The organism is Streptomyces sp. NPDC001868 (genome assembly GCF_040297125.1).
In the GTDB taxonomy this organism is placed as follows: Bacteria; Actinomycetota; Actinomycetes; order Streptomycetales; family Streptomycetaceae; genus Streptomyces.
In genome coordinates this window covers 87001-109831 of sequence record NZ_JBEOYO010000015.1, presented here as the reverse complement: position 1 = coordinate 109831, position 22831 = coordinate 87001, and the positions used below count along the sequence as shown (strand labels likewise).

At 72.0% G+C, this 22831-nt stretch carries 22 protein-coding genes; 9 read left to right on the top strand and 13 right to left on the bottom strand.

The window, feature by feature from the left end; translation table 11 throughout:
* Positions 1–69: 69 nt before the first annotated feature.
* Entirely contained in the window at positions 70–741 is a 672-nt protein-coding gene (locus ABT147_RS19705; protein WP_351407705.1) for a response regulator, read from the bottom strand.
* Between the two features lie 163 nt (positions 742–904).
* Here ABT147_RS19705 and ABT147_RS19700 point away from each other — a divergent pair, with 163 nt between their 5' ends.
* Positions 905–1933, top strand: coding sequence for an aldo/keto reductase (locus ABT147_RS19700; RefSeq protein WP_351407703.1), 1029 nt, complete (start codon positions 905–907; stop codon positions 1931–1933).
* A gap of 21 nt (positions 1934–1954) precedes the next feature.
* On the opposite strand, the gene ABT147_RS19695 is transcribed toward ABT147_RS19700, so the two are convergent.
* Both ABT147_RS19695 and ABT147_RS19690 read right to left on the bottom strand, forming a co-directional pair.
* A complete protein-coding gene (locus tag ABT147_RS19695) occupies positions 1955–2791 on the bottom strand; it encodes a hypothetical protein (protein WP_351407702.1) in 837 nt (278 codons plus the stop codon).
* A 379-nt stretch (positions 2792–3170) separates the two neighbouring features.
* Positions 3171–4442, bottom strand: coding sequence for a sensor histidine kinase (locus ABT147_RS19690; RefSeq protein WP_351407700.1), 1272 nt, complete (start codon positions 4440–4442; stop codon positions 3171–3173).
* Between the two features lie 179 nt (positions 4443–4621).
* Between ABT147_RS19690 and ABT147_RS19685 the strand changes: the two genes are divergently transcribed.
* Positions 4622–4825, top strand: coding sequence for a hypothetical protein (locus tag ABT147_RS19685; protein WP_351407698.1), 204 nt, complete (start codon positions 4622–4624; stop codon positions 4823–4825).
* Between the two features lie 103 nt (positions 4826–4928).
* Here the strand turns inward: ABT147_RS19685 and ABT147_RS19680 are convergent, their stop codons facing one another.
* The 5 genes from ABT147_RS19680 to allB form a co-directional block, all read right to left on the bottom strand.
* A complete protein-coding gene (locus ABT147_RS19680) occupies positions 4929–5324 on the bottom strand; it encodes a guanyl-specific ribonuclease (RefSeq protein WP_351407696.1) in 396 nt (131 codons plus the stop codon).
* 151 nt (positions 5325–5475) lie between these two features.
* On the bottom strand, positions 5476–6102 hold the full coding sequence (locus ABT147_RS19675) for a dihydrofolate reductase family protein (protein WP_351407693.1): 627 nt from the start codon (positions 6100–6102) through the stop codon (positions 5476–5478).
* Positions 6103–6350: 248 nt separating this feature from the next.
* Positions 6351–7150, bottom strand: a protein-coding gene (locus ABT147_RS19670) for an IS5 family transposase (protein ID WP_351407850.1) whose coding sequence is annotated in 2 segments (ribosomal slippage) — positions 6351–6812 and positions 6815–7150 — 798 coding nt in all. Because the reading frame shifts where the segments join, the coding sequence is not laid out codon by codon here.
* 110 nt (positions 7151–7260) lie between these two features.
* Positions 7261–8415, bottom strand: a complete 1155-nt coding sequence (gene alc / locus ABT147_RS19665; protein WP_351407691.1) for an allantoicase — start codon at positions 8413–8415, stop codon at positions 7261–7263.
* 51 nt (positions 8416–8466) lie between these two features.
* Complete coding sequence (gene allB / locus ABT147_RS19660; RefSeq protein WP_351407848.1) at positions 8467–9807, bottom strand: allantoinase AllB; 1341 nt, start codon at positions 9805–9807, stop codon at positions 8467–8469.
* Between the two features lie 302 nt (positions 9808–10109).
* On the opposite strand from allB, the gene ABT147_RS19655 reads away from it, so the two are divergent.
* Entirely contained in the window at positions 10110–10913 is an 804-nt protein-coding gene (locus ABT147_RS19655) for an IclR family transcriptional regulator (RefSeq protein ID WP_351407689.1), read from the top strand.
* Between the two features lie 281 nt (positions 10914–11194).
* On the opposite strand, the gene ABT147_RS19650 is transcribed toward ABT147_RS19655, so the two are convergent.
* The gene (locus ABT147_RS19650) at positions 11195–11509 is read right to left on the bottom strand and encodes a DUF5955 family protein (protein ID WP_351407686.1); all 315 of its coding nucleotides are present in this window, start codon (positions 11507–11509) and stop codon (positions 11195–11197) included.
* A 235-nt stretch (positions 11510–11744) separates the two neighbouring features.
* On the opposite strand from ABT147_RS19650, the gene ABT147_RS19645 reads away from it, so the two are divergent.
* Both ABT147_RS19645 and aceB read left to right on the top strand, forming a co-directional pair.
* A complete protein-coding gene (locus ABT147_RS19645) occupies positions 11745–12422 on the top strand; it encodes a nucleotidyltransferase family protein (RefSeq protein ID WP_351407684.1) in 678 nt (225 codons plus the stop codon).
* Between the two features lie 187 nt (positions 12423–12609).
* Positions 12610–14244, top strand: a complete 1635-nt coding sequence (aceB, locus tag ABT147_RS19640; RefSeq protein WP_351407682.1) for a malate synthase A — start codon at positions 12610–12612, stop codon at positions 14242–14244.
* A gap of 23 nt (positions 14245–14267) precedes the next feature.
* Here the strand turns inward: aceB and ABT147_RS19635 are convergent, their stop codons facing one another.
* Positions 14268–14561, bottom strand: a complete 294-nt coding sequence (locus tag ABT147_RS19635; protein WP_351407680.1) for an Rdx family protein — start codon at positions 14559–14561, stop codon at positions 14268–14270.
* The gene (locus ABT147_RS19630; RefSeq protein WP_351407677.1) at positions 14558–15472 is read right to left on the bottom strand and encodes a HipA family kinase; all 915 of its coding nucleotides are present in this window, start codon (positions 15470–15472) and stop codon (positions 14558–14560) included. The genes ABT147_RS19635 and ABT147_RS19630 overlap by 4 nt, the downstream gene beginning before the upstream one ends.
* 82 nt (positions 15473–15554) lie before the next feature.
* Between ABT147_RS19630 and ABT147_RS19625 the strand changes: the two genes are divergently transcribed.
* Complete coding sequence (locus tag ABT147_RS19625; protein ID WP_351407675.1) at positions 15555–16217, top strand: GntR family transcriptional regulator; 663 nt, start codon at positions 15555–15557, stop codon at positions 16215–16217.
* Between the two features lie 157 nt (positions 16218–16374).
* Here ABT147_RS19625 and ABT147_RS19620 read toward each other — a convergent pair whose 3' ends face one another.
* Positions 16375–17973 (bottom strand): IucA/IucC family protein, encoded by a 1599-nt coding sequence (locus tag ABT147_RS19620; protein WP_351407673.1) that lies wholly within the window; start codon positions 17971–17973, stop codon positions 16375–16377.
* A gap of 194 nt (positions 17974–18167) precedes the next feature.
* On the opposite strand from ABT147_RS19620, the gene ABT147_RS19615 reads away from it, so the two are divergent.
* From ABT147_RS19615 to ABT147_RS19605, 3 genes are all read left to right on the top strand, one after another.
* Positions 18168–19691 carry an IucA/IucC family protein gene (locus ABT147_RS19615; RefSeq protein ID WP_351407671.1) on the top strand — a complete coding sequence of 508 codons (1524 nt, stop codon included), beginning with the start codon at positions 18168–18170 and terminating at the stop codon, positions 19689–19691.
* Between the two features lie 108 nt (positions 19692–19799).
* The gene (locus ABT147_RS19610; RefSeq protein WP_351407669.1) at positions 19800–21074 is read left to right on the top strand and encodes a VWA domain-containing protein; all 1275 of its coding nucleotides are present in this window, start codon (positions 19800–19802) and stop codon (positions 21072–21074) included.
* Complete coding sequence (locus ABT147_RS19605; RefSeq protein ID WP_351407667.1) at positions 21074–21889, top strand: hypothetical protein; 816 nt, start codon at positions 21074–21076, stop codon at positions 21887–21889. Before ABT147_RS19610 ends, ABT147_RS19605 begins: the two co-directional genes overlap by 1 nt.
* A 275-nt stretch (positions 21890–22164) precedes the next feature.
* On the opposite strand, the gene ABT147_RS19600 is transcribed toward ABT147_RS19605, so the two are convergent.
* Positions 22165–22800 (bottom strand): winged helix-turn-helix transcriptional regulator, encoded by a 636-nt coding sequence (locus ABT147_RS19600; RefSeq protein WP_351407665.1) that lies wholly within the window; start codon positions 22798–22800, stop codon positions 22165–22167.
* Positions 22801–22831 lie beyond the last annotated feature (31 nt).

Below are 22831 nucleotides of genomic sequence, written 5' to 3'. Positions count from 1 at the left end.
GCCCGTAGAACGCGCGGACCCGTCCACGAGTGCCCGCTCCCGCACGCCGGCTTCCGCGATGCCGGCTCCCTAGCGCCCGTCGTCCTCCAGCAGCCCCGCGTCGTACGTCAACAGGGCGATCTGCACCCGGTTGTTGAGGTCGAGTTTGGCGAGGACGCGGGAGACATGGGTCTTGACGGTGGCGACGCTCATGAAGAGCTCGGCGGCGATCTCGGCGTTGGAGGCGCCCCGGCCGACGGCGACGGCGACCTCGCGTTCACGGTCGTTGAGGGCGGCGACCCGTGAACGGGCGGTGGTGCGGCGGGTGTCGGGGGCGCTGCCGGCGGCGTGGGCCATGAGCTGGCGGGTGACGGCGGGCGAGAGCACGGGGTCGCCGGCCGCGACCCGCCGTACCGCCGCGACGATCTCGGCGGGCGGGGTGTCCTTGAGGACGAAGCCGGCGGCGCCCGCGCGCAGGGCGCGCAGGACCTGGTCGTCGGCGTGGAAGGTGGTGAGGACGACGACCTGGGGCGCGTCCGCGCGGGCGCGGAGCCGCTCGGTGGCCGCGAGGCCGTCGACGGTCGGCATCCGGATGTCCATGAGGACGACGTCGGGACGGGTGCGGTCGACGAGGGCGTCCACCTCGTCGCCGTCGGCACCCTCCCCCACGATCTCGATGTCGTCGGCGCCGCCCAGCATGAACGAGAGTCCGGCGCGCACGAGGGGATCGTCGTCGACGAGGAGAAGTCGGATCACGGTCATCGGCCCCTCGTTCGTCGTGACACGGTCTTCGGCCCCTCGTTCGGATGTCGGTCATGGAGCACTACCGTAATGACGCTTCGACGCTTCGTCGTGGACCGCCGCGTTGTCGGGGGCCGACCCGTTAGTGTCGGCCGGTACGGCTTTCAACTGACGGAGGAATCAGGTGCGTTACCGACTCCTGGGCCGGACCGGGCTCCGTGTCTCCGAGCTGTTCCTGGGCGCCATGACGTTCGGGGAGCAGGGCGGGGTGGGGGCGCCCTTGGAGGAGTGCGCGCGGATCCTCGACGTGTACGCGGAGGCCGGCGGCAATGTGATCGACACGGCGGTCAACTACCGGGGCGGGGAGAGCGAGCGGATCGTCGGCGAGCTGCTCAAGGGGCGGCGCGACCGGTTCGTGCTGTCCACCAAGTACACCGTCTCCCGCGACGGCACCGACCCCAACGCGGCGGGCAACCACCGCAAGAACCTCACCCTGTCCCTGGAGACGAGCCTGCGGCGGCTGGGGACGGACTACGTCGACCTCTACTGGGTGCACATCTGGGACCGCAACACCCCGGTCGAGGAGACGATGCGCGCCCTGGACGACGCCGTACGGTCCGGGAAGGTGCTGTACGTCGGCATCTCGGACGCCCCGGCGTGGGTGGTCGCGCGCGCCAACACCCTTGCCGAGTGGCGGGGTTGGTCGCCGCTGTCGGCGCTCCAGGTGCCGTACAGCCTGCTCAACCGGGACATCGAGCGTGAGCTGCTGCCGATGGCGGAGGCGTTCGGCATGTCGGTGGCGGCCTGGAGTCCGCTGCAGAACGGTGTCCTGTCCGGCAAGTACACCCGCCCGGGCGGGGTGGCGCCGGGCACCGCGACCCGGCTGTCCGCCGAGGCGGTCGGGGAGCGCGAGCGGGCGGTCGCGGAGGCCGTGCAGAGCGCCGCTGACGAACTCGACGCCACTCCGGCCCAGGTCGCCATCGCCTGGACCATGGCCCACTCCCCCGCCGTGCACCCCGTCCTCGGCGCCCGCCGTGTCGAGCAGCTCATGGACAACCTGGGCGCCGCCCGGCTCGTCCTCCCGAAGGAGGTGCTGGACCGGCTGGAGGAGACCACCGCGTTCCGCCTCGGCTTCCCCGGCGACTTCATCGACGAGGCGTCGGCGTGGGTGTACGGGTCGGCGGGGCAGCGCGTGGTGCCGCGTACGGTCTGACCCGGCGCGAGGGGGCGCACTTCAGGCGCGCAGGCGTACCCCGTACCGGGTGCGCAGGCGGCGTACCTCCCACCACGCGACGGCGGTCACCGACGCCGGGCCACCGACCAGGGCGGCGAGCTGGACCAGGGGCGGACCCGGTGGCAGCCCGCCGACGGCCAGGCTGATGGCGGCGAACTCCCACACCAGGGCGCCGGTGAGCAGGGCCGGGAGCCCCGGGTGCACATCGGCGGTGTTGAAGGCGCTGCGCACGGCGGGCCCGGTGGCGAAGACGATGAAGAGCAGCACCCAGAGCAGCGGTACGAGGAGGGCGAGCGGTGCCCAGAGGCTCAGGTCCTGCTCCAGGTGGGTGCGGGTGTAGTAGATCGCCCCGCCGAGCAGCGGCACCGCCGTGAAGGCGCCGACGTACCAGAGGGCCGATTTCCCGGCCGTGCGCAGCGGGGCGCGCATGGCCCGGCGCGCGGTGGGCGAGGACAAGCGGAAGAGGCCGGCGACGACCACGGGCGCGCTGAGGAGCAGCAACCAGGGGGTGATGGTCAGCCGCATCATGAACTGCTGCTGCGCCTGGTCGACGTCCTCGGCCTTGCCGTACACGGCCAGGATCAGCAGTGACATGAGGGTGGCCGTCCAGGCTCGCCGCCGCTGCATCCGCGACACGTCGTCGTCCACGAGGCGGTGGCGGGCGCGGGAGGGGAAGATCCGCCGGGCGGGGCGGCGGGCCGAGCGCGCCAGCGGGTAGCCCACCAGCAGCCCGACCACCAGCGGCCACGCGCACATGGCGGCCAGCGCCCAGAGACAGCCGTGCAGCCGGAGCCCGCTGAGGAACTGCCCCAGCGGCGGCCATTCGTCCTCCCGCATCCGCCCCCACAGGGTGGGCGGCGGCGGAGGATACGGGCCGTACGGGCCGTACGGCGGTGGGCCCGGCTGGGGCGGGACGTACGGTCCCTGGGGTGGTGGCGGGGGGTACGGTCCTCCGTTCGGCTGCCAGGGCGGCTGATACGGGTTGTGTCCCCCGAAACTCACGCTGCTGTCCCTCCCGAGACCCACCAGGTGTCGTGTGGCGAACGGCTCGCACGCGCCGAGCGGCTCGCCCCCCGCCGAACGCGCCGCATGCGTTGTGCGGGCCGCATGCGTCGTACGCGTCAACTGGCCATCATGGACGACGAGATGGCGTCGCGCACGCAGATACCCGTGCCCGTGCCCGTGTCTGTGCCCGTGGCCGTGGCCGTGGCCGGGTTCAGGTCCAGGGCAGCCAGGCCCGCACTCCGAAGCCGCCGCCCGCCTCGGGGCCATGGTCGAGGCGGCCACCGGCGAGCGTGGCGCGTTCGGTGAGGCCGATCAGTCCCTGGCCCGAGCCGGGGACCGGCGGAACCTCCCCCGGGGGCGCCGGATTGCGTACGGAGACGGTGAGTCCGTCGCCCGGGGCGCCCGAGACGGTGACGGTGACCTCGGCGCCGGGCGCGTGCTTGCGGGCGTTGGTCAGGCACTCCTGGGCGATGCGGTAGGCGGTGCGGCCGACGGAGGTGGGGACGGCGGCGCGGTCGGTGACGTGCTGGTCGAGGACGACCTTCATGCCGGCCTCACGGCACTCGGAGACAAGGGTGTCGAGCGCGCCGAGGGTCGGCTGGGGCCGGCCCGCGTCGTCGGGCTCCCCCGCGCGGAGCACGCCGATGATCTCCCGGAGGTCCTGGAGGGCTTCGTGGGCGCTCTCCCGGATGACGCCCGCCGCGCGGACGATCTCGGCCCGGGGCGCGTCGGGCCGGAACTCCAGTGCGCCGGCGTGCACGCTCAGCAGGGTCAGGCGGTGTGCCAGGACGTCGTGCATCTCGCGCGCGATGGCCTCGCGGGCGAGCCGTTGCGCCTGCTCGGCCCGGAGCGCCGCCTCCGTCTCGGCGCGCCGGGCGCGGTCCCGGAAGCTCAGCATGAGCTGCCGCTTGGAGCGTACGAACATGCCCCAGCCGACGGTCGCGGCGGTGAGCACCGCGGCCAGGAAGACCGCCCAGGGGTAGCTGACATCGGGGTCGGGCCGCAGCCAGAAGAACAGCGGGACCAGCGCGACGGAGGCACCGGCCACCCAGGCCACGTACCGGAAGGGCCGGTGCACGGTGAGGGTGAAGAGGGCAGCCAGGCCTGCCCCGCCCGCGGTGTTGGAGACGAAGCAGACCGGCACCATGGCCACGGCCAGGCCGACGGGCCAGCGCCGGCGCAGCCAGACGGCGGCGCAGGCGAGCGCGCCCAGTACCTGGTCGAGGGCGGCGTAGCCCTGCGGCAGCCCGGATTCGTTCCTGACGTTCTCCACGCTCAGCAGACCGATGAACACGGCCAGCACGAAGCAGGTGAAGTCGACGACCCAGTCGCGTGCGGTCCGCCTGGGCCGCCGCCCGGCGCGTCCGTGGCCGTGGCTGGACTCGGGGCCGGGGCCGTAATCCGGGTCGAGCAGGGCCGACGGCAACAGCCAGCTCCGCCCCGGGAAGGTCGGGGGCTCCGGCACCGGCTTGTCACCACTCACGGTCGACAAATCTATGCGGAGACGGCATCCGGCACCTCCCCTCCGCCGGTGATCGCGACCAAAGTCGTGGCCTCGTCGACTTTCGGCGGCCGACCGCCCTGCGGATCGGTACTCCCGTCGGACAGGCCTCGCCCCGCGGCCGATGGATGTGGGGGGACCGCGGGGCGAGGATCCGGGACATGAAGCAGTTGTTGGAGTTTCTCGGGTTCATCGCCCTGCTGCAGGGCACGGGCGGCCTCGTGTACGAACTCACCGGCAAGCTGAAGTGGGGGGTGACACAGCGGTGGAGCACCCTGGACGGCTACGAGATCTATGTGAGCATCGCGCTGATCGTCCTGGCGATCGCCCTGTTCGCGGCGGCGGAGGGCAGGAAGTCCGAGTGACCGTCAGCGTGTCAGGTGGGCCCGTCGGCCGGTGGCCCGCCCGAACGTCCGCCCGGTGGGGGAAGGGCGGACGGTCGGGCGGGGTCGTGCCGGATCGGCCTGATCAGCAGTCGTAGTCGACCAGGTCGAAGGACGCGTAGTGGTCGGCGGTGTAGTAGTCCTCCTCGTTGGCCTGACCGGTGACGATGCGGCGGGCACCGCGGGTGGAGGAGCCGGGGGTCTTCACCGTGTACTCGTGGTAGTAGCCGGTGGACCGCGACGGCAGGATGCGCTCCCGGTTCTGGAAGACGCTGCCGTCCTGCGAGTACGGGTACGGGCCGCCCTGGGCGATCAGGTTGAGCGTGGTGTACGCCTGCGACGGCAGGTCGCTGTAGCAGATGCTGCCGACGGCGGTCGTGGCGGCGCCCGCCGGGCCGGCGGTGACGGTGCCGCCGACGAGGACGGCGGACAGGAGGGCGGCTGCCGCTCCGATGCGTGTTGCTCGTGGGGGGAATCTCATGGCCACATGATGACGCGCGTAGACAGTGGCATGTCAATGACAAGTTCCATGATTTTCCGGGCACGTCCGGTAAGTTTTCCGGGAGTTAACCGGAGTTCACGGGGGCGCCCGCGGTCTTCACACCGCCGACCGCGGGCGGACCCTCCGCAGGTCAGGCGTTCTCGGGGAGCTCGTACGTGCCGTACTCGGGGCGCCCCACGCGGTCGTACGTCTGGATCGAGACGCCGGTGCTGGTGATGCTGCCCCCGGCATGGCGGAACGCCGTCGGGAGGCCGCCCTCGGCGAAGAGGCGGCGGCCGGCGCCGAGGACGACCGGGAACGTCAGCAGGTGCACGGTGTCGACCAGGTCGAGGGCGAGCAACGACTGGGCGAGGTTTCCACTGCCGTGGACCTGGACCTCGCCGTCGGTGTGCTCCTTGAGGGCGGTGACCTCCTTGGCGAGGTCGCCGGAGAGCACGGTCGTGTTGTTCCATTCCGGGTGGGTGACCGTGTGCGAAACGACGTACTTGGGCAGGGAGTTGAGCTTCCCCGCGACCGGGTCCGCCGGGTCGGTGACCTTCGGCCAGTGGGCGGCGAAGATGTCGTACGTCCTGCGGCCCAACAGGAAGGCGCCGACGCGGCCGAAGACTCCGTCGACGAACCGGCCGAAGTCCTCGTCCCCGTACGGGACGCTCCAGCCGCCGTGCTCGAAGCCGTCGCGGCGGTCCTCGTCGGGGCCGCCGGGGGCCTGGTAGACGCCGTCGAGGGTGACGAACGAGGTGAGGGAGAGCTTGCCCATGGTGGGTGCCTGCTTTCGGGTGCCGGGGGGTCTGCTGTCATCAGGGCAGACCCCGTCGGCGCCCGCAACTCATCGGTGGGCGGGGATGTCGGACCGCCGGGGTTGTGGGGTCGAGTGCGGGTGGGTGGGGGCTGGTCGCGCAGTTCCCCGCGCCCCTGAAAAGCAAAGCAGGGGCTGCGCCCCGCTTCGCTTTTCGGCCCGAAAGGGCCGCAGGCCCTGAAGGGGCTGCGGCCCTTTAAGAAGTCATCTCATTTGGTAAGTCGGCGGTAGCAGATGAGTGTGCAGGCGATGCTGGTGAAGGCCAGGAAGTGGTCGGCTTTGCGTTCGTAGCGGCGGTGCAGGCGGCGGCATCCGGCGAGCCAGGCCATGGTGCGTTCGATGGTCCAGCGGTGGCGGCCGAGTCGTTGCGAGGTCTCGATGCCCTTGCGGGCGATGCGGTGCCGGATGCCTCGGCTGGACAACCATCGCCGCAGGTGGTTGTAGTCGTAGCCCTTGTCGGCGTGGAGTTTGTGGGGTCTGCGTCGTCGGCGTCCGCGCCGGGAGCGGATCGGGGGTATGCCCTTCACCAGCGGGATCAGTGCCTGGCTGTCGTGTGTGTTGGCGCCGGAGATGCCGATGGACAGGGGCAGGCCGGTCCGCTCCGTGATCAAGTGGATCTTTGACCCGTACTTGCCCCGGTCTACAGGATTCGGGCCTGTCAGCTCCCCCTTTTCAAGGCCCGCATGTTGACCGAGTCGATCGCGCACCGCGACCAGTCCAGCTCGCCGCGGGAGCCGAGTTCGTCGAGGACCAGGCGGTGGAGTTTGGCCCACACGCGGGCCTTCGTCCACTCGGTGAATCGCCGGTGGGCCGTCGCTCCCGACGGCCCGAACGACGCGGTCGGCAACTGCTGCCACGTGCAGCCCGAGGTCGCCACAAAGACGATCGCAGCCAGCACTTCACGGTCGCCGTGCCGACGCCGGCCACCGCCCTGAGGCCGCGACGGCGCCTCCGGCACCACACGCTGGAACAACTCCCACAACTCGTCCGGCACCAGCCGCTCAACGATCCCTGCCACGACCGGCAGCCTACCCAGCCAAATGAGATGACTTCTAAGGGGCGCGGGGAACTGCGCGACCAGCCCCCACCACCCACCCGCACGTACCCGACAGGCCGAGGCTAGCCGCCCAGCTCCTGGTGGCGGGTCGACAGGCTGGTCCTGCCCTCTTCCGTGAGGGAACCGAAGAGGCGGAGGCGGGAGATGCCGCCGTCGGGGTAGATGTCGACCCGGGCGTGGGTGGCGGTGACCGGGGTGTCGAGGACGAAGCGGTGGTTGGTGTCGGGCTGGAGGCGGGTGCGGGGGAGGATCTCGGTCCAGCCCCCGTCGTCGCCCTCGCCGTCCACGCCGTCCACACCGTTTTTGATCGAGACCGTGGCCCAGCCCGCCGCGTTGCCCTTGAGGTAGGCCGTGTCGATCTCCAGGGCGCGGATCTCGGACTGGGCGGCGAGGCGGTAGCGGATCCAGTCGTTGCCCTGGTCGCGGCGGCGGCGGGTCTCCCAGCACTCGTGCATCACCCGGGCCCGGCCGGGCTGGATGGTGTTGGTGGCGGGTGAGTAGAAGAGGTTGGAGGCGTCCTCGGCCCGGCCGCCGTTCTCCAGGGCGACCACGTCGAAGGTGCCGAGCGCGTCCAGCCAGGCCGGGTCCGGCACGACCTCGCCATAGACGCGGAGGCGGGCGATGCCGCCGTCGGGGTGCTGGTTGAGGCGGAGGTGGGTGAAGCGCTGTTCGACGGTGACCGCGAAGCCGTTGGCCGCGTGGCCGCCGACCGGGGTGCGCGGAACGAGGGTCGTCCACTTCACGTCGTCGGCGAGCAGGTCCTCCGGCGACGGGGAACCGGCCACGCACGCGCCCTCGACGGACACCGCCTGCGGGTAGTTGCCGCGGAAGTGGGCCGTGTCGACGACGATCCCCCGGATCACCCCGGGCGCGCCGAGGCGGATCAGGGCCCAGTCGTGGTCGTCGGCCGTCGGCCAGGGGTGCTCGGCCGAGGCGCCCCGGCGGCGGCGCGTCTCCCAGCCGTCCATGACCTTGCCCTTGTGCCCGAAGTGCTCGGGGACGAACTCGGCCGGCTCGGGCACCAGCAGATTCTCGCGATGGGCGAAGAACTCGTCGTTGGCGGCGATGACCCCGGCGCCGAGCCTGCGGTCGGCGAGGTCGGCGTACCGGGTGAAGGGGAAGTCGGCGGTGCGGTAGTCCGCGTACGGGTCGCCGCCGCCGTACGGGTTCGCGTCGCCTGTGAAGCTCGCCAACGGGGAGTGCTGCTGCGCCGTCACGATGATCAGGTCTGCCTTTCGGTGGTCGTCCGCTGCGGGTGCGGGGGTCAATCAGGGGGTGCGTGTGAGGAGTTGTCCCTTCGGGGCGGTGAACTCGCCGTCCGCGACGATGCGTTGTCCGCGCAGCCAGGTGGACTTGACCACGCCGTACAGGGTCTTGCCGGCGTACGCGGTGACGCGGTTGCGGTGCTGGAGTGCGGCCGGGTCGACGGTGAAGGTCTCGTCGGGGGCGAGGACGGCGAAGTCGGCGTCGCGGCCCGCCTCGATGGCGCCCTTGCGGTCGTCCAGGCCGACGAGGGCCGCCGTGCGCGTGGACATCCAGCCGACCACGTCCTCCAGGCCGTGGCCGCGCCTGCGGGCCTCCGTCCAGACGGCCGCGAGGCTCAGTTGGAGGCCGGAGATGCCGCCCCAGGCGGTGGCGAAGTCGTCGGTCTTCAGGTCGGCCGTCGACGGGGAGTGGTCGGTGACCACGCAGTCGATCGTGCCGTCCGCGAGCGCCTGCCACAGGAGGTTTTGGTTGGCGGACTCGCGGATCGGCGGGCAGCACTTGAACTCGCTGGCCCCGTCCGGGACTTCCTCGGCGGTGAGGGTGAGGTAGTGCGGGCAGGTCTCGACGGTGATCCGTACGCCCTCCCGCTTGGCCTCGGCGATCAGCGGGAGCGCGTCGCTGGAGGAGAGGTGGAGGACGTGGACGCGGGCGTCGAGCCGGCGGGCCCGGTCGATGAGGGTCGCGATGGCGGTGTCCTCGGCGTCGCGCGGGCGGGAGGCGAGGAAGTCGGCGTACCTGGGCCCGCCCCGCTGCGGGGCCGTGTCGAGGTGGTGCGGGTCCTCGGCGTGCACGATGAGCAGTCCGCCGAAGCCGGCGATCTCGGCCAGGGAGCGGGCGAGGCCGTCCCCGTCGAGGTGCGGGAACTCGTCCACGCCCGACGGCGACAGGAACGCCTTGAAGCCGAAGACCCCGGCGTCGTGGAGGGGCCGTAGATCCTTGACGTTGTCGGGCAGGGCGCCGCCCCAGAAGCCGACGTCGATGTGGGCCTTGTCGGCGGCGACCTCCCGCTTGGTACGGAGGTGGTCGACCGTCGTGGTCGGCGGGAGGGAGTTGAGGGGCATGTCGACGAGGGTGGTGATGCCCCCGGCCGCCGCGGCGCGCGTGGCGGTCCAGAAGCCCTCCCAGTGGGTGCGGCCCGGGTCGTTCACATGCACATGGGTGTCGACCAGGCCGGGCAGCAGGACGTGGTCGCCTAGGTCCTCCAGACGGGCGCCGGAGGGTACGTCGGCGTCGTAAGGGAGGACGGCCGTGATCCGGCCGGCCGCGACGGCGACCGCGGCGGGGCGTGATCCGTCGGGGGTGATGACACGCGTCGAGCGCAGCACCAGTTCAGCCACGGACACCTCAGATACCTCAGACACCTCGGACACCGGGATCCCTCTCGCCGTACCGCCGTTCACTTCCGCGTAACGGTATTTACTTCCGCGTAACGGAATTCAACGTTCTGTTGAAGGAGTTTTCACCTCCACCCCCGCCCCGTCAAGGGCACACCCCTCCACTCTGCCTCCAGCGCACCCACTCTGGATGTTTTCACAAGACGGAATTAGAATTCCACTGCGCAGAACGTAGTGACGCACAAGCGAGTAGTCAATGAACTGCCCGGTAGGCTGCGATCTCGCCCGCCATCCCGAAAGGACCGCGCCCCGTGCCGACGTCCAGCGCCAGCGCCCACACGACCGATTCCACCAAGTCGTCCTCCGGTGGTGTCCAGTCCCTCGAGCGCGCCTTCGATCTGCTGGAGCGGATGGCGGACGCGGGCGGCGAGGTCGGGCTCAGCGAGCTGTCCGCGAGCAGTGGGCTGCCGCTGCCGACCATCCACCGGCTGATGCGGACGCTGGTCGTCTGCGGCTACGTACGCCAGCAGCCCAATCGGCGGTACGCCCTCGGGCCTCGGCTGATCCGTCTCGGCGAGTCGGCGTCCCGGCTGCTCGGCACGTGGGCGCGGCCGTACCTCGCGCGGCTCGTGGAGGAGACCGGCGAGACGGCGAACATGGCGCTCCTCGACGGCGACGAGATCGTGTACGTCGCGCAGGTGCCGTCCAAGCACTCCATGCGGATGTTCACCGAGGTGGGCCGGCGGGTGCTGCCGCACTCCACCGGCGTCGGCAAGGCCCTCCTCGCCGGGTTCCCGGCCGACGAGGTCCGCGCTCTGCTGGCCCGTACGGGGATGCCGGCGGCGACGGACAAGACGATCACCACGCCGGACGGTTTCCTGACCGCGCTGGAGGATGTCCGCCGGCTCGGCTACGCCGTCGACGACAACGAACAGGAGATCGGCGTCCGCTGTCTCGCCGTCTCCGTCCCCAACTCCCCCACCGCCGCGGCGATCTCCATCTCCGGGCCGGCGGGCCGCGTCACCGAGACGGCGACGGAGCGGATCGTGCCTGTGCTGCAGCAGGTGGCCGTGGAACTGTCGGAGGCGCTGGCGAGTTCGGGGGCGGGCGGCTGAGGGCCTCGGTCTTCGGCTGCGGGTCCGGTGGGGGCTGGTCGCGCAGTTCCCCGCGCCCCTAAAGATTCAGGCCCCTGCGGGCCTGAAGAGACGACGGGGCTGCGGGGTGAAAAGCACGGGGCGCAGCCCCGGCCTTTTCAGGGGCGCGGGGAACTGCGCGAGAAGCCCCACGGACCCGCGCTTTGAGGTCGCAGGGGCGCAGCCCCTGCCCTTGAGGGGCGCGGGGAACTGCGCGGGCAACCACGACGCAGCCGCACCCGCCGACGCACTCCCAAACCCCCTCACCGCCGCGGCGGCTCCCCGAACAGTTCCACCGCCGTCCGCACCTCCGCCAGCCCCCGCGCCAACGCGCTCACCGACCCGATGGACCCCGCGATCAACAACAGGGACCGCCGCAGTCGCGGCACCTCGGGCATCCCGCTGACAGCCATCGCCGCGAGCACCGCCAACTCGTCCTCCGCGATCCCCCGATCGGGGAACTCCGCGGGATGCGCGGCCAGTTCACGCCGCAGCCGGGACACGGCCGACCGCAGTCCCGCCACCCTAGGATCCTCGTCACTGCCGGTCACTGACCTCTGCCCCAAGCTCCGCAGCACAGCCCTCTCCCCCCTCGCCCACTCCCTCGTGCGCGAGCCACGGCCGTACGCCCGAGCACGGCCCGCCACCCGTCGGCGCCGGTCGTCCGCCGGGGGTGGCGCGGGCCAGTAAACGCCAACAGTGTGGCGAGCGCCACTACGGGGACCGAAATTCAGTCCCAGGGCATCGCAAAGCCGACTCCCGGTCCGTCCGGCTTCACGGGACACCCGCACCGGGTCGGGTATGCAAGAGGACATGACGCACCACCAGGCCCAGGAACCACCCCGGAGCGAGACCGTCGGTCTGCTGCTGGCGGCCGGCGGCGGCCGGCGCCTCGGCGGCCGCCCCAAGGCCCTGCTGACCCACCGCGGCCGCCCCCTGGTCGAACACGCGGTCGGGGTGCTGCGGGCGGGCGGCTGCGCCCGGATCCACGTGGTCCTGGGCGCCGAGTCCGCGACCGTACGCGCCCGCGCCGAACTGCCCGGCTGCGTCCTGGTCGACAACCCGGCGTGGGCCGAGGGCATGGGCTCGTCGCTGCGGGCCGGACTGGAGTCACTGACGGGTACGGGCGCCGACGCCGCCCTCGTCTCCCTCGTAGACCAGCCGGGCATCGGCCCGGAGGCGGTGGCCCGCGTCCTCGCCGCGTACGGGTCGGGCGGATCGCAGAGCGGGGCGCAGAGTGGGTCACAGAGTGGGCCGTCTCGCGGGGCGTTGCGCGAGGCGCTCGCGGCGGCCTCGTACGACGGCGTCCGGGGCCATCCCGTCCTCTTCGGCGCCGACCACTGGGCGGAGATCGCCGCGTCCGCCACCGGCGACCGAGGCGCGCGCGCCTATCTCAAGGCCCACGGCGACGCGATCACGCTCGTCGAGTGCGGGGACGTGGCGCGGCCGTACGACATCGACACCGAGGCCGACCTCGTCCACCTTGAGTGAACGGGGTGACACTCAGCGCCACCCTGCCTCGACCCGAAGAATCTCGACATCAACAAAACATTGAACTTCCACCATGAGGAAACTAGTATCCACTGTTCAGAAGCGCCCTACTCATCCGAGGGCGCTCGCAGCCCGACCCGGGTCGACTGACACCCGGTGCCACGCCCGCTGAAGGAAGTGACAGCTCATGTCCGCACCAGCGCCGTCCCCGCTGGCCATCGTCGACGCCGAGCCTCTGCCCCGCCAGGACGAGGTCCTCACCGACGCCGCCCTCGCCTTCGTGGCCGAACTGCACCGCCGGTTCACGCCCCGGCGTGACGAGCTGCTGGCCCGCCGTGCGGAGCGCCGTGCCGAGATCGCCCGTACCTCCACCCTCGACTTCCTCCCGGAGACCGCCGCGATCCGCGCCGACGACTCCTGGAAGGTGGCGCCCTCCCCGGCCGCCCTGGACGACCGCCGCGTCGAGATCACCGGGCCCACCGACCGCAAGATGACGATCAACGCCCTCAACTCGGGCGCGCGGATCTGGCTCGCGGACTTCGAGGACGCCTCGGCGCCCACCTGGGAGAACGTGGTCCTCGGCCAGGTGAACATGGCCGACGCGTACACCCGGAACATCGACTTCACCGACGAGCGCACCGGCAAGTCGTACGCCCTGCGCCCGAACGAGGAGCTGGCGACGGTCGTCATGCGCCCGCGCGGCTGGCACCTCGACGAGCGCCATCTCGTCGACGCCGACGGCACCCCCGTCCCCGGCGCGCTCGTCGACTTCGGCCTGTACTTCTTCCACAACGCCCAGCGGCTGCTGGACCTCGGCAAGGGCCCGTACTTCTACCTCCCGAAGACGGAGTCGCACCTCGAAGCCCGCCTGTGGAACGACGTGTTCGTGTTCGCGCAGGACCAGCTCGGCGTCCCCCAGGGCTCCGTCCGCGCGACGGTCCTGATCGAGACGATCACGGCCGCGTACGAGATGGAGGAGATCCTCTACGAACTCCGCGACCACGCCTCGGGGTTGAACGCGGGCCGCTGGGACTATCTCTTCTCCATCGTGAAGAACTTCCGTGACGGCGGCGCCAAGTTCGTCCTCCCGGACCGCAACGCGGTGACGATGACGGCCCCGTTCATGCGGGCGTACACCGAACTCCTCGTCCGCACCTGCCACAAGCGCGGCGCGCACGCGATCGGCGGCATGGCCGCGTTCATCCCGTCGCGGCGCGACGAGGAGGTCAACAAGGTCGCGTTCGAGAAGGTCAAGGCCGACAAGGACCGCGAGGCGAACGACGGTTTCGACGGGTCGTGGGTGGCCCACCCCGACCTCGTGCCGATCGCGATGGCCTCCTTCGACGCCGTGCTCGGCGACAAGCCCAACCAGAAGGACCGCCTCCGCGAGGACGTCGACGTCAAGGCCGCCGACCTGATCGCCGTCGACTCCCTCGACGCCAGGCCGACGTACGCCGGTCTCGTCAACGCCGTCCAGGTCGGCATCCGCTACATCGAGGCCTGGCTGCGCGGCCTCGGCGCCGTCGCCATCTTCAACCTGATGGAGGACGCGGCGACCGCCGAGATCTCCCGCTCCCAGATCTGGCAGTGGATCAACGCGGGCGTCGAGTTCGAGCACGCCGGCGAGTCCGTGAAGGCCACCCCGGAGCTGGCCCGCGCGGTCGCCGCCGAGGAACTGGCCGCCATCCGCGCCGAGATCGGCGAGGAGGCCTTCGCCGCCGGTCACTGGCAGCAGGCCCACGACCTGCTCCTCCAGGTCGCCCTGGACGAGGACTACGCCGACTTCCTGACCCTCCCGGCGTACGAGCAGCTCAAGGGCTGAGCCGGCTCACGGGCTGACCGGGCTCACGACCCGCCCTCCGCCCCCGCGGCCTTGTCCGAGTGGCCCAGGGACTTCCCCGGGGCCACTCGGTCGCGTACGGCCTGCTTGACGGCGGTGGGCTCGGGGAAGCCCTGGTCGCGGCGGTCCCAGACGACCTCGTCGTCGACGCGTACGACGAAGACGCCGCCCGTGCCGGGCTTGAGGGACAGTTCGCCGATCTCCGCCTCGAAGGTGGTGAGCAGTTCCTGCGCCAGCCAGGCCGCGCGGGGCAGCCAGCGGCACTGGGTGCAGTACTCGATCTGTACGACGGGGCTCATCCGAGGTGCACCGACCAATCCTGTTCGGCCGCCGGCTTGCCGTGCAGGTCGGGGACCCGTTTGAGCCAGCTCGGGCGGCCTCGCTGTGTCTTCGCCGCGCGGAGGGCCTCCTCTGCGGCGAGTTCCTCCCGGGTGGGGAAGTCGGTGGGGAGCCAGGCGGCGGAGGCCCGCACGCGCGCGTGGAGGTAGCGGACGTAGGCGTCGCGGACCTCGTCGGGCGACGCGAAACCGTCCTCGGTGGGCAGCCAGGCGTCCGGGACCTCCGCGAGGATCCGCCGCAGCAGGTCCTCCGTCACCTTCGGTGCCAGCTCGGCGTCGGCCGCCCGCACGTCGGGGGTGTAGTGGCCGAGGGCGTGGTGGCGGAAGTCGTAGGCCTTGGTGGGGTCCGAGGCGTCCCAGCGGTGGTGGAAGACGAGGGCCGCGCCGTGGTCGATCAGCCACAGACGCGGGGGCGCGACGCCGAGCGTGGGCCAGATCATGAGGTTCGAGCTGTGCACGGTGCGGTCGACGTTGACCGTCAGGGCGTCGAGCCAGATGATCCGGCCGGCTTCGAGGGGGTCCACCCGGAACTCCTGCGCGACCTCCGGGGTGAAGTCCTTCGCGCCCGGCAGATAGTCCATGCCGAGGTTGAGACCGGCGCTCGCGCCGTGCAGCTCCCGCACCTCCTGGTGGGGCTCGTGGTCGGCGATCGCCGGGTCGAAGTGCGCGAGGACCAGCTCGGGGAACCGCAGGCCGAGCGCCCGCGCCAGCTCACCGACGATCACCTCGGCGACCAGCGCCTTGCGCCCCTGAGCCGAGCCCGTGAACTTCACGACGTAGGTGCCCAGGTCGTCCGCTTCGACGATCCCGGGCACGGAGCCGCCCGCCCGCAGGGGCTCGATGTAGCGGGTCGCGGTGACTTCCCTCAGCATCTTCTCAGGCCACTCCCGCCCTCGGGTTCCGAGCTCGGCACGAAATGAGCATGATAATCGAGCGTGGTGGGAAGCTGCGCCGTTGCGGACCCCGGTGGTGGGCCTGCTCCGGGCGGCCATCGTCGGTGCGGAGTTCGCGCCGGGCGAGCGGCTGGTGGAACGCGCGCTGTGCGACCGGTTCGAGGTCAGCCGGACGGTGGTGCGGGAAGCGCTGCGGCAGCCGGAGTCCGAGGGCCCCGTGGACATGGTGCCCCACCGCGGACCGGTGGTCGCGACCCTGTCGGCCGAGGACGCCGCCGCGCTCCACGAGGTCCGGGAGGTGCTCGAAGCCCTCGCCGGACGGTCCTTCGCCGAACGCGCCACCTCGGCACAGCGGACGACACTCAAGCGCCGGCTCAAGGCGGTCGAGTCCGCTCTGGCCGACGGCGGACTGCCCGGCATCCTCGCCGCCAAGGACGCGTACTACGACGCGTTGTCCGACGGCGCCGGCAACCCCGTGGTCCGCGCGACGCTGCTGGGAATCCACGCCCGTACGAGCCTGCTCCGCGGGGTGACGCTTCAGTCCCCGGGGCGTGGCGCCGACACCCTGCGCGAGCTGCAGGCGATCACCACGGCGGCGACGGCGCGCAACCCGGACGCGACCTGGGCGGCCCGCGAGGCCCACGTCCGCTCGGCGGCGGGCGTGGCCATGGGCGTGGCGATGGACCTGCTGCGGAGCGCGGCGGACAAGGCCGGAACGGCCTGACGATCGACCTGGCGGCCCACCCGCGGTCCCCGGCCGGAACGGCATGGCTGCACGGCCTGGCTCCGCAGCCTGGCTCCACGGCATGGCTCCACGGCATGGCTCCAGGCCTGACGGAATCCGCCGCCCGAGGTGCGCGGCCTCGACCGACTGGGTCCGCTCAACCGGTCGTCCGCCGGATCGGGTTGGGCAGCGGCAGATAGCGCGCGTCCGCGCCGTCCGCGCCCGTCCACCGCAGCAGCAGGTTCGTCTTGCCGGGCAGGGTGGACGAGTCGAGCAGGTCGGCGACCTCCGGCAGCTCGGCGTGGCGCGCCAACTCCCGTCGTACGGCGGCCCAGAGGTCGACCTCCGGATGGTGTTCGGCCACGGCCGCCGCGATCTCCAGCAGGTTGTTGACGAACAGGCAGTAGACCAGCCGTTCCCAGCCCGCCTCGCGGTTCACGTCCGACAGGAGCTTCACGCCCTCGGCGTCGCGGTAGACGACCTGGACGGGCGTGCCGGCGGGGTCGCAGGCGACGACCGTGTTCTGCAGGTGGGCCTCCAGGACGACACCATGGCCGTGGAAGGCGCCGAGCGCCGGAGGCACCACCGCGCGCAGATACGCCTCCCACCAGGCCCCGGGGTCCGCGGTGCGGGCCAGCGGGTTGTCCGGGAAGGCATCGAGGTCCTCGGTGAGTGCGGCGGCGAGGAAGGGTGTCGTACCCGGGGGTACATGGCTTCCCAGGCCGTCCCGGACCAGTACCGCCAGCTCCTCGAAGGCGAAGTCGGCCGTGCGGTAGCCGCAGTCGCTCAGCCAGGCCCCCGGCAGCCCGGCGAAGGCATCGGTGACCGCCCGGTCCGTCCGGCGCAGCTTGAGCAGGTCGTGGCGCCACAGACGGCGTACGTCGTTGGTGATGCGCACGTCCAGGCTGAACTTGAGGAAGAGATCGGGGGCGGGCGGGGCGCCGATGGGCACCGCGTCGGAGGCGGGCGGGGCCCCCGTGGACACCGCCAGGGGAACGTACTCGGGAACGTACACCGTGCGGATCGCCGCCGTGGGCCACACCTCGCCCTCCGTCCGGCCCAGCCGGACGAGACGGCCGTCGGCGAATGCGTCCGCCAACTCCGCTCCCACCAGGTCGAGTTGCCAGGGGTGGGCGGGGAGCAGCCGGTAGCCGGGCGGGGCGCTGCCCAGGGTGTCGAGGGCGGAGGTGTCACCCTCCTCGACCACCGTGTCCTCGCGGACACCGAGGAGGGTCAGCGGGAAGTGGGCGTACGCCTCGGGCGCGTACGGCAGCCAGCCCGCTGCCGGGCCGCCGCCCCGGGCCTTGGGGGCGGGGTGGAACGGGTGGCCGGTGATCAGGGACTGCTCGGAGCGCCGGTACGGGTCCTCGGGCGCCGGTGTACGGGAGCGCGCGGCGAGGAGGGCGGCCACGGCCTCGCGGCTGTCGAACATCTCGGCGGGCAGCTCGGAGTTGGACAGGCCGGTGAGGGCGCGGAGTTCCTCGACGACGAGTTTCACGAGCTCGGTGTGGGTGAGCGGGTGCCAGGTGTCCGCCGTGCGCACCTCGGGGCGCGTGGGGCGGCGGGTGCCGCGCACGCGCAGGAGACGGCCGCTGCCTCTCAGGCGGTGCACCGTGCCCGACGGCTCGACCGGCTCCCCCGCCTCCCGCAGAAGGCAGTTGAGCAGCGGTGCGGCGGCGTGGGCGTCGGCGGAGTCGCCGACGCCGTCTCGGGGCGCGTCCGCGCCCAGGGGGGCCAGGGGATCCAAGGGGTCCATTCATTCCTTACGGTGCACTCGTGATCAGTATGTCTGCCCGTCACGCTTCGTCGCGAAGCGGCCATATCGCAACCAATCGTGATGCCATCAGGCGTCGCGACGGAGACGGACGGGCAGTGGTCGTACGCCGATGTCGATACCGACGCGGGTTCCGTACCCGCCCGACACCGTCCCCGCACCCGAGGAGCCCGTCCGTGGACCGTCACCCGTTGTCCGACGCCTACGCCGACGCCGAGGCGGCGCTCGGCGCCGAGCTGGGCGCCGTACGCCCCGATCTGACGCTGCCGTACACGACCGCGCTGCCCGGCGCCCGGGCGGCCGTGCTGTCCCGGCTGTGGCGGGGCCTCGTCCATGAGCCGCTGCCCTGGGTGGTGCGCCGGGACTCGGCCGGGGGCGACGGGGTCACGCTGCACCTCGCCGACGGCCGCCGGCTGCACGGCCCGGCCGTGGACCCGTACGGCACCGCCGCGCACATCGAGGAGGTGTGGTTCGACGAGCGGCCCTACGATCGTCCGGCGCGGCTGATGACCGCCCTGGCCGTTCCGCACAGCGCCGCCTTCGCCGTCGAACTCGACCACAGCGTGGCCTCGTTGGCGCTGTCCCGGGCCGGCCAGGAGGCGGCCGCCGCGCCTCCGGTCACCAGTTGGGAGTGGGAGCAGCGGATCGTCGACGGGCACCCCTTCCACCCCAGCTGTCGTTCCCGGCCCGGCTTTTCCGCGTCCGACCAGCTCGCCTACGGGCCCGAGCACCGGCAGGTGGTACGGCTGGGGCTGGCGCCGGTGGACGACGCGCTCGTCGTCGGGGAGTGGCCGGAGACGTTGCGGGACGGCGGGCGGGTGCTGGTCCCGGTGCATCCGTGGCAGGCGGCCCATGTGCTCAAGTGCCCTGTGGGGGAGGTGATCGAGGCGCATCCGCTGATGTCGCTGCGCACTCTCGCCCTCGCGGACGGCGGGCCGCACGCACCGCACGTCAAGACCGCGCTGAGCGCCCGGCTGACCTCCTCCGTCCGGGACATCTCGGTCTACTCGATCGAGACCTCGGGGATCGTCTCGGACTTCATGGCGGAGGTCGCCGCACGCACCGGAGGACTGCTGCACGTGACCCGGACGCTCGGCGCGGTCACCGCCGGTTCGCCCGATCTGGCGGCGGTGCTGCGGGAGTCGCCGGAGACGTACGCGGACACGGCGACCGGTGAGCGGGTCCTGCCGGTGGCCGCGCTCGCGGAGACCGAGCTGCCCCGGTCGCCGTCCTGGCTGGCGGACTTCACCCGACTCGCGCTCACGGTCTGCCTCCGGCTGCTCGACCTGGGCGTGGCCCTGGAGGCACACGGTCAGAACCTCCTGGTGGTCCTGTCCCCGTCGGGTGCCCCCCGCCGCCTCGTCTACCGCGACCTCGCGGACATCCGGGTCAGCCCGGCCCGCCTCGCCCGGCACGGCGTCCCGGCCCCGGCGATGGCCGGACGCATCATCACGGACGACGAGACCACCCTGCGCCGCAAGCTGTTCGGCGCCCTGATCACGGGCGCGCTCGGCGCCACGGCCGGTTCGACGCCGGTCCTGCGCGAGGCGCTCGCCACCGCCGTACGGGATCTGCCGCGCACCCCCGATCTCGGCACGCTGCTGGAGGGGCCCGTACCGACGAAGGCGTTGACGCTGATGCGACTTTCGCCGGAGCTGCCCGGCGACATCTGGGCGGAGGTGCCGACTCCGCTGCGGTGAAGGGCGGGACGCGCGGAAGGCCGGGCTCGTGTCGTCCGGCCGGTGAACGGGTCGTCAACAGGCGGTCTCGTTTTGAAGGGTGACCCTCCTGATCAATAGGATCCGCCGATGATCACAAGACAACGGCTGAAAGCAGGGGTGTTCGTCCTGCTCGCCGTCCTGACGGCCGGAATCGCGGTTCCGACCACGGCCGTCGCCGACGAGACCACGGCCCTCGCGCCCAAGGTCAACCTCCTGCTGGACGTCAGCGGTTCGATGCGGGCGAAGGACATCGACGGGCAGTCCCGTATGGCCGCGGCCAAGCAGGCGTTCAACGAGGTGCTGGACGCCACGCCCGAGGAGGTCCAGCTAGGTATCCGGACCCTGGGCGCGAACTACCCGGGCGACGACCGGAAGACGGGCTGCAAGGACACCGCGCAGCTCTACCCGGTGGGGCCGCTGGACCGCACCGAGGCGAAGGCGGCGGTGGCGACCCTCGCGCCGACCGGCTGGACCCCGATCGGTCCGGCGCTGCTGAAGGCGGCCGACGACCTGGAGGGCGGCGAGGGCACCAAGCGGATCGTGCTGATCAGCGACGGCGAGGACACCTGCGCCCCGCTCGACCCGTGCGAGGTGGCCCGTGAGATCGCGGCCAAGGGCATCGGGCTGACCATCGACACGCTCGGCCTGGTCCCGAACGCCAAGATGCGGCTCCAGCTGAGCTGTATCGCGGAGGCGACCGGCGGCTCGTACACGTCGATCGAGCACCGTGACGAACTCACGGACCGCGTCAACCAGTTGGTCGACCGCGCCGCCGACCCGGTGGTCGTGCCGAAGGCCGTCGAGGGCGCCGGGGCGTGCGCGGACGCCAAGACGCTCACGTCGGGTCTGTACACCGACCGCGAGGAGTTCGGCCAGGAGCGCTGGTACCGCGTCGACGTGAAGCCGGGCCAGGAGCTGCGTGCCTCGGTGAGCGTCGCGGCCGACCGTGACGTCAACCCGGACTACGGCGTGCTGCTGCGCGCGGTGACGACCAAGAACCGCGAGATCGTACGCGGCGAGGCGGCCGGCAACGGCCGTACCGATGTCATCTCGACCGGCCTGCGCTACCCGAAGGCGGAGATCGAGGACGCGGACGAGGCGGACGAGGACGCCGCCGAGTCCGTGTGTCTCCAGGTGACCCACTCCTACTCGCCGGCCAGTGGGGTGAAGACCACGCCCGGTCTGCCGCTCGAAATCACCGTCGACGTCGTGGACGGGCCCGACCGGGCCGCCGACGTGGCCTCCTTCGGCCTCGGCCGTGGCTGGTGGCTGCTCGGTGTGCTGGTGCTCGTCGGGTTCCTGGCGGGTGTGCTGTGGGGCTGGCTGTCGCGCTGGCGTGTCGCGGTCTGGAGGACCAACTGATGCGGATCACACGTGTGTTGGGCGCGGCCCTGCTGATGCTGGGTCTGGCCGTGTCCCCGGCCGTCGCCGACGCCACGCCGTCCGCGAGCGCGTCCGGGGACGGTGACGCGCCCACCGAGGCGGGCACGTCCTTCCGTACGGCCGCGGAGTTCGAGCAGGGGCTGACCGCGACGGCGAACGCCTCGACCGGCGACTACCTGTACTGGTCGTTCCCGGCCGACGCCGGGCAGCGGCCCACCGTACGGGCGAAGGTCAAGCTGCCCGAGGGGGCGCAGTCGTCCTCGACCTGGCAGCTCGACGTGTACGACGGGCTGCGGCGCCGCCAGGCCTGCCAGTACGGGGCGCAGACGCGGACCGCCGGGGCGGGGGCGGCGTCCGTCGCGCTGTCCTGCACGTTGCGCACGGTCCGTGCCTGGTCGGAGCCCTGGGCGGACGATCCGCTGCCGGGCACGTACTACGTCCGTCTCACCACGGTCCGCCTGGCCACGGGGGATCTGGGGCTGCCCGTCTCCACCGAGGTCGAGGCCGACTCCAAGGACATCGGCGGGTCCGCGGCCGTCGACGGTGCCCTGGCGCAGCCGCTGGTCCCGGGTGTCGCCGTGACCTCCCGGGAGGACGACGAGGACTCCTCCACGGACACGGAAGCGGTCCTCTCCTCCCTGGAGCCCGACGACGGCTGGGCCTCCGGGTGGTGGAGCGACCGGTGGGTGTGGACTGCGCTGGGTGCGGTGCTGGCCGCGTTGGCGGGTATCGGCGGCTACTCCCTGACCCGGGGCGCGGGCCGTCCCGTCCGGGTGCCCCCACCCGGAGCCTGACCTCCGCCGAGGGCCCGCCGAACCCTGCCGGTTCGACGGGCCCTCACACCCCTTCGACGCCGCCCGCGGCCCCGGTGGGGCTTCTCGCGCAGTGCCCCGCGCCCCTGAAAGAAGCAGGGGACTACGCCCCGTGCTTTGCGCCCCAGAAAAGGCAGGGGCTGCGCCGTGTGCCTTTTCAACAGCCCGCAGGGGCCGTTGCCTTTAGGGGCGCGGGGAACTGCGCGAGAAGCCCCACCGGACCCGCACCCGACGACGCACCCCCCGACCCTCACAACTCACCCCTCCCGCAACTCCTTGGCCAACGCCCCCTCCCCCACCACCACAACCCGCCCCTCCCGAACCGCATCCCTCAACCCCAACTCCCCCCGCCCAAGCACACCGCAGGTGCCCGCGTCGAGGGTCAGCCGCACATCCGCCTCCCCGGGCGCGGGCCCGTCCCCGTACACCGGCCCCTCCTCCGCGCCCACCCACACATGGAACTCCCCTTCCTCCAGCCGGACTTCGACCAGCCCCGCACTCCCCACACCCTCCAGCCCCCGCAACACCGGCAACGCGAACCAGTGCGCCCGCACCGCGTCCGTCGCCCGCCGCGCCCCGAGCGCCGACTCCCCCCACACCCCGAGCGCCTGCAGCACCGGCAGCAACTCCCGCCCCCGCAGCGTGAGTTCGTACACGTACGCGGCCCCCGGAGGCGGCAGCCGGCGTCGTGTCGTCAGCCCGTCGCGCTCCATGTCCTTCAGCCGGGACGCGAGGACGTCCGTGCTGACACCCGGCAGGTCGGCGTGCAGGTCCGTGTAGCGACGCGGCCCGGCCAGCAGCTCACGCACGATCAGCAGGGTCCAGCGGTCACCGACGAGATCGAGCGCCCGGGCGGCGGAACAGTACTGGTCGTAGCTTCGACGAGGTGACATGGGACGCAGTCTAGACATGTCGTTGGACTTT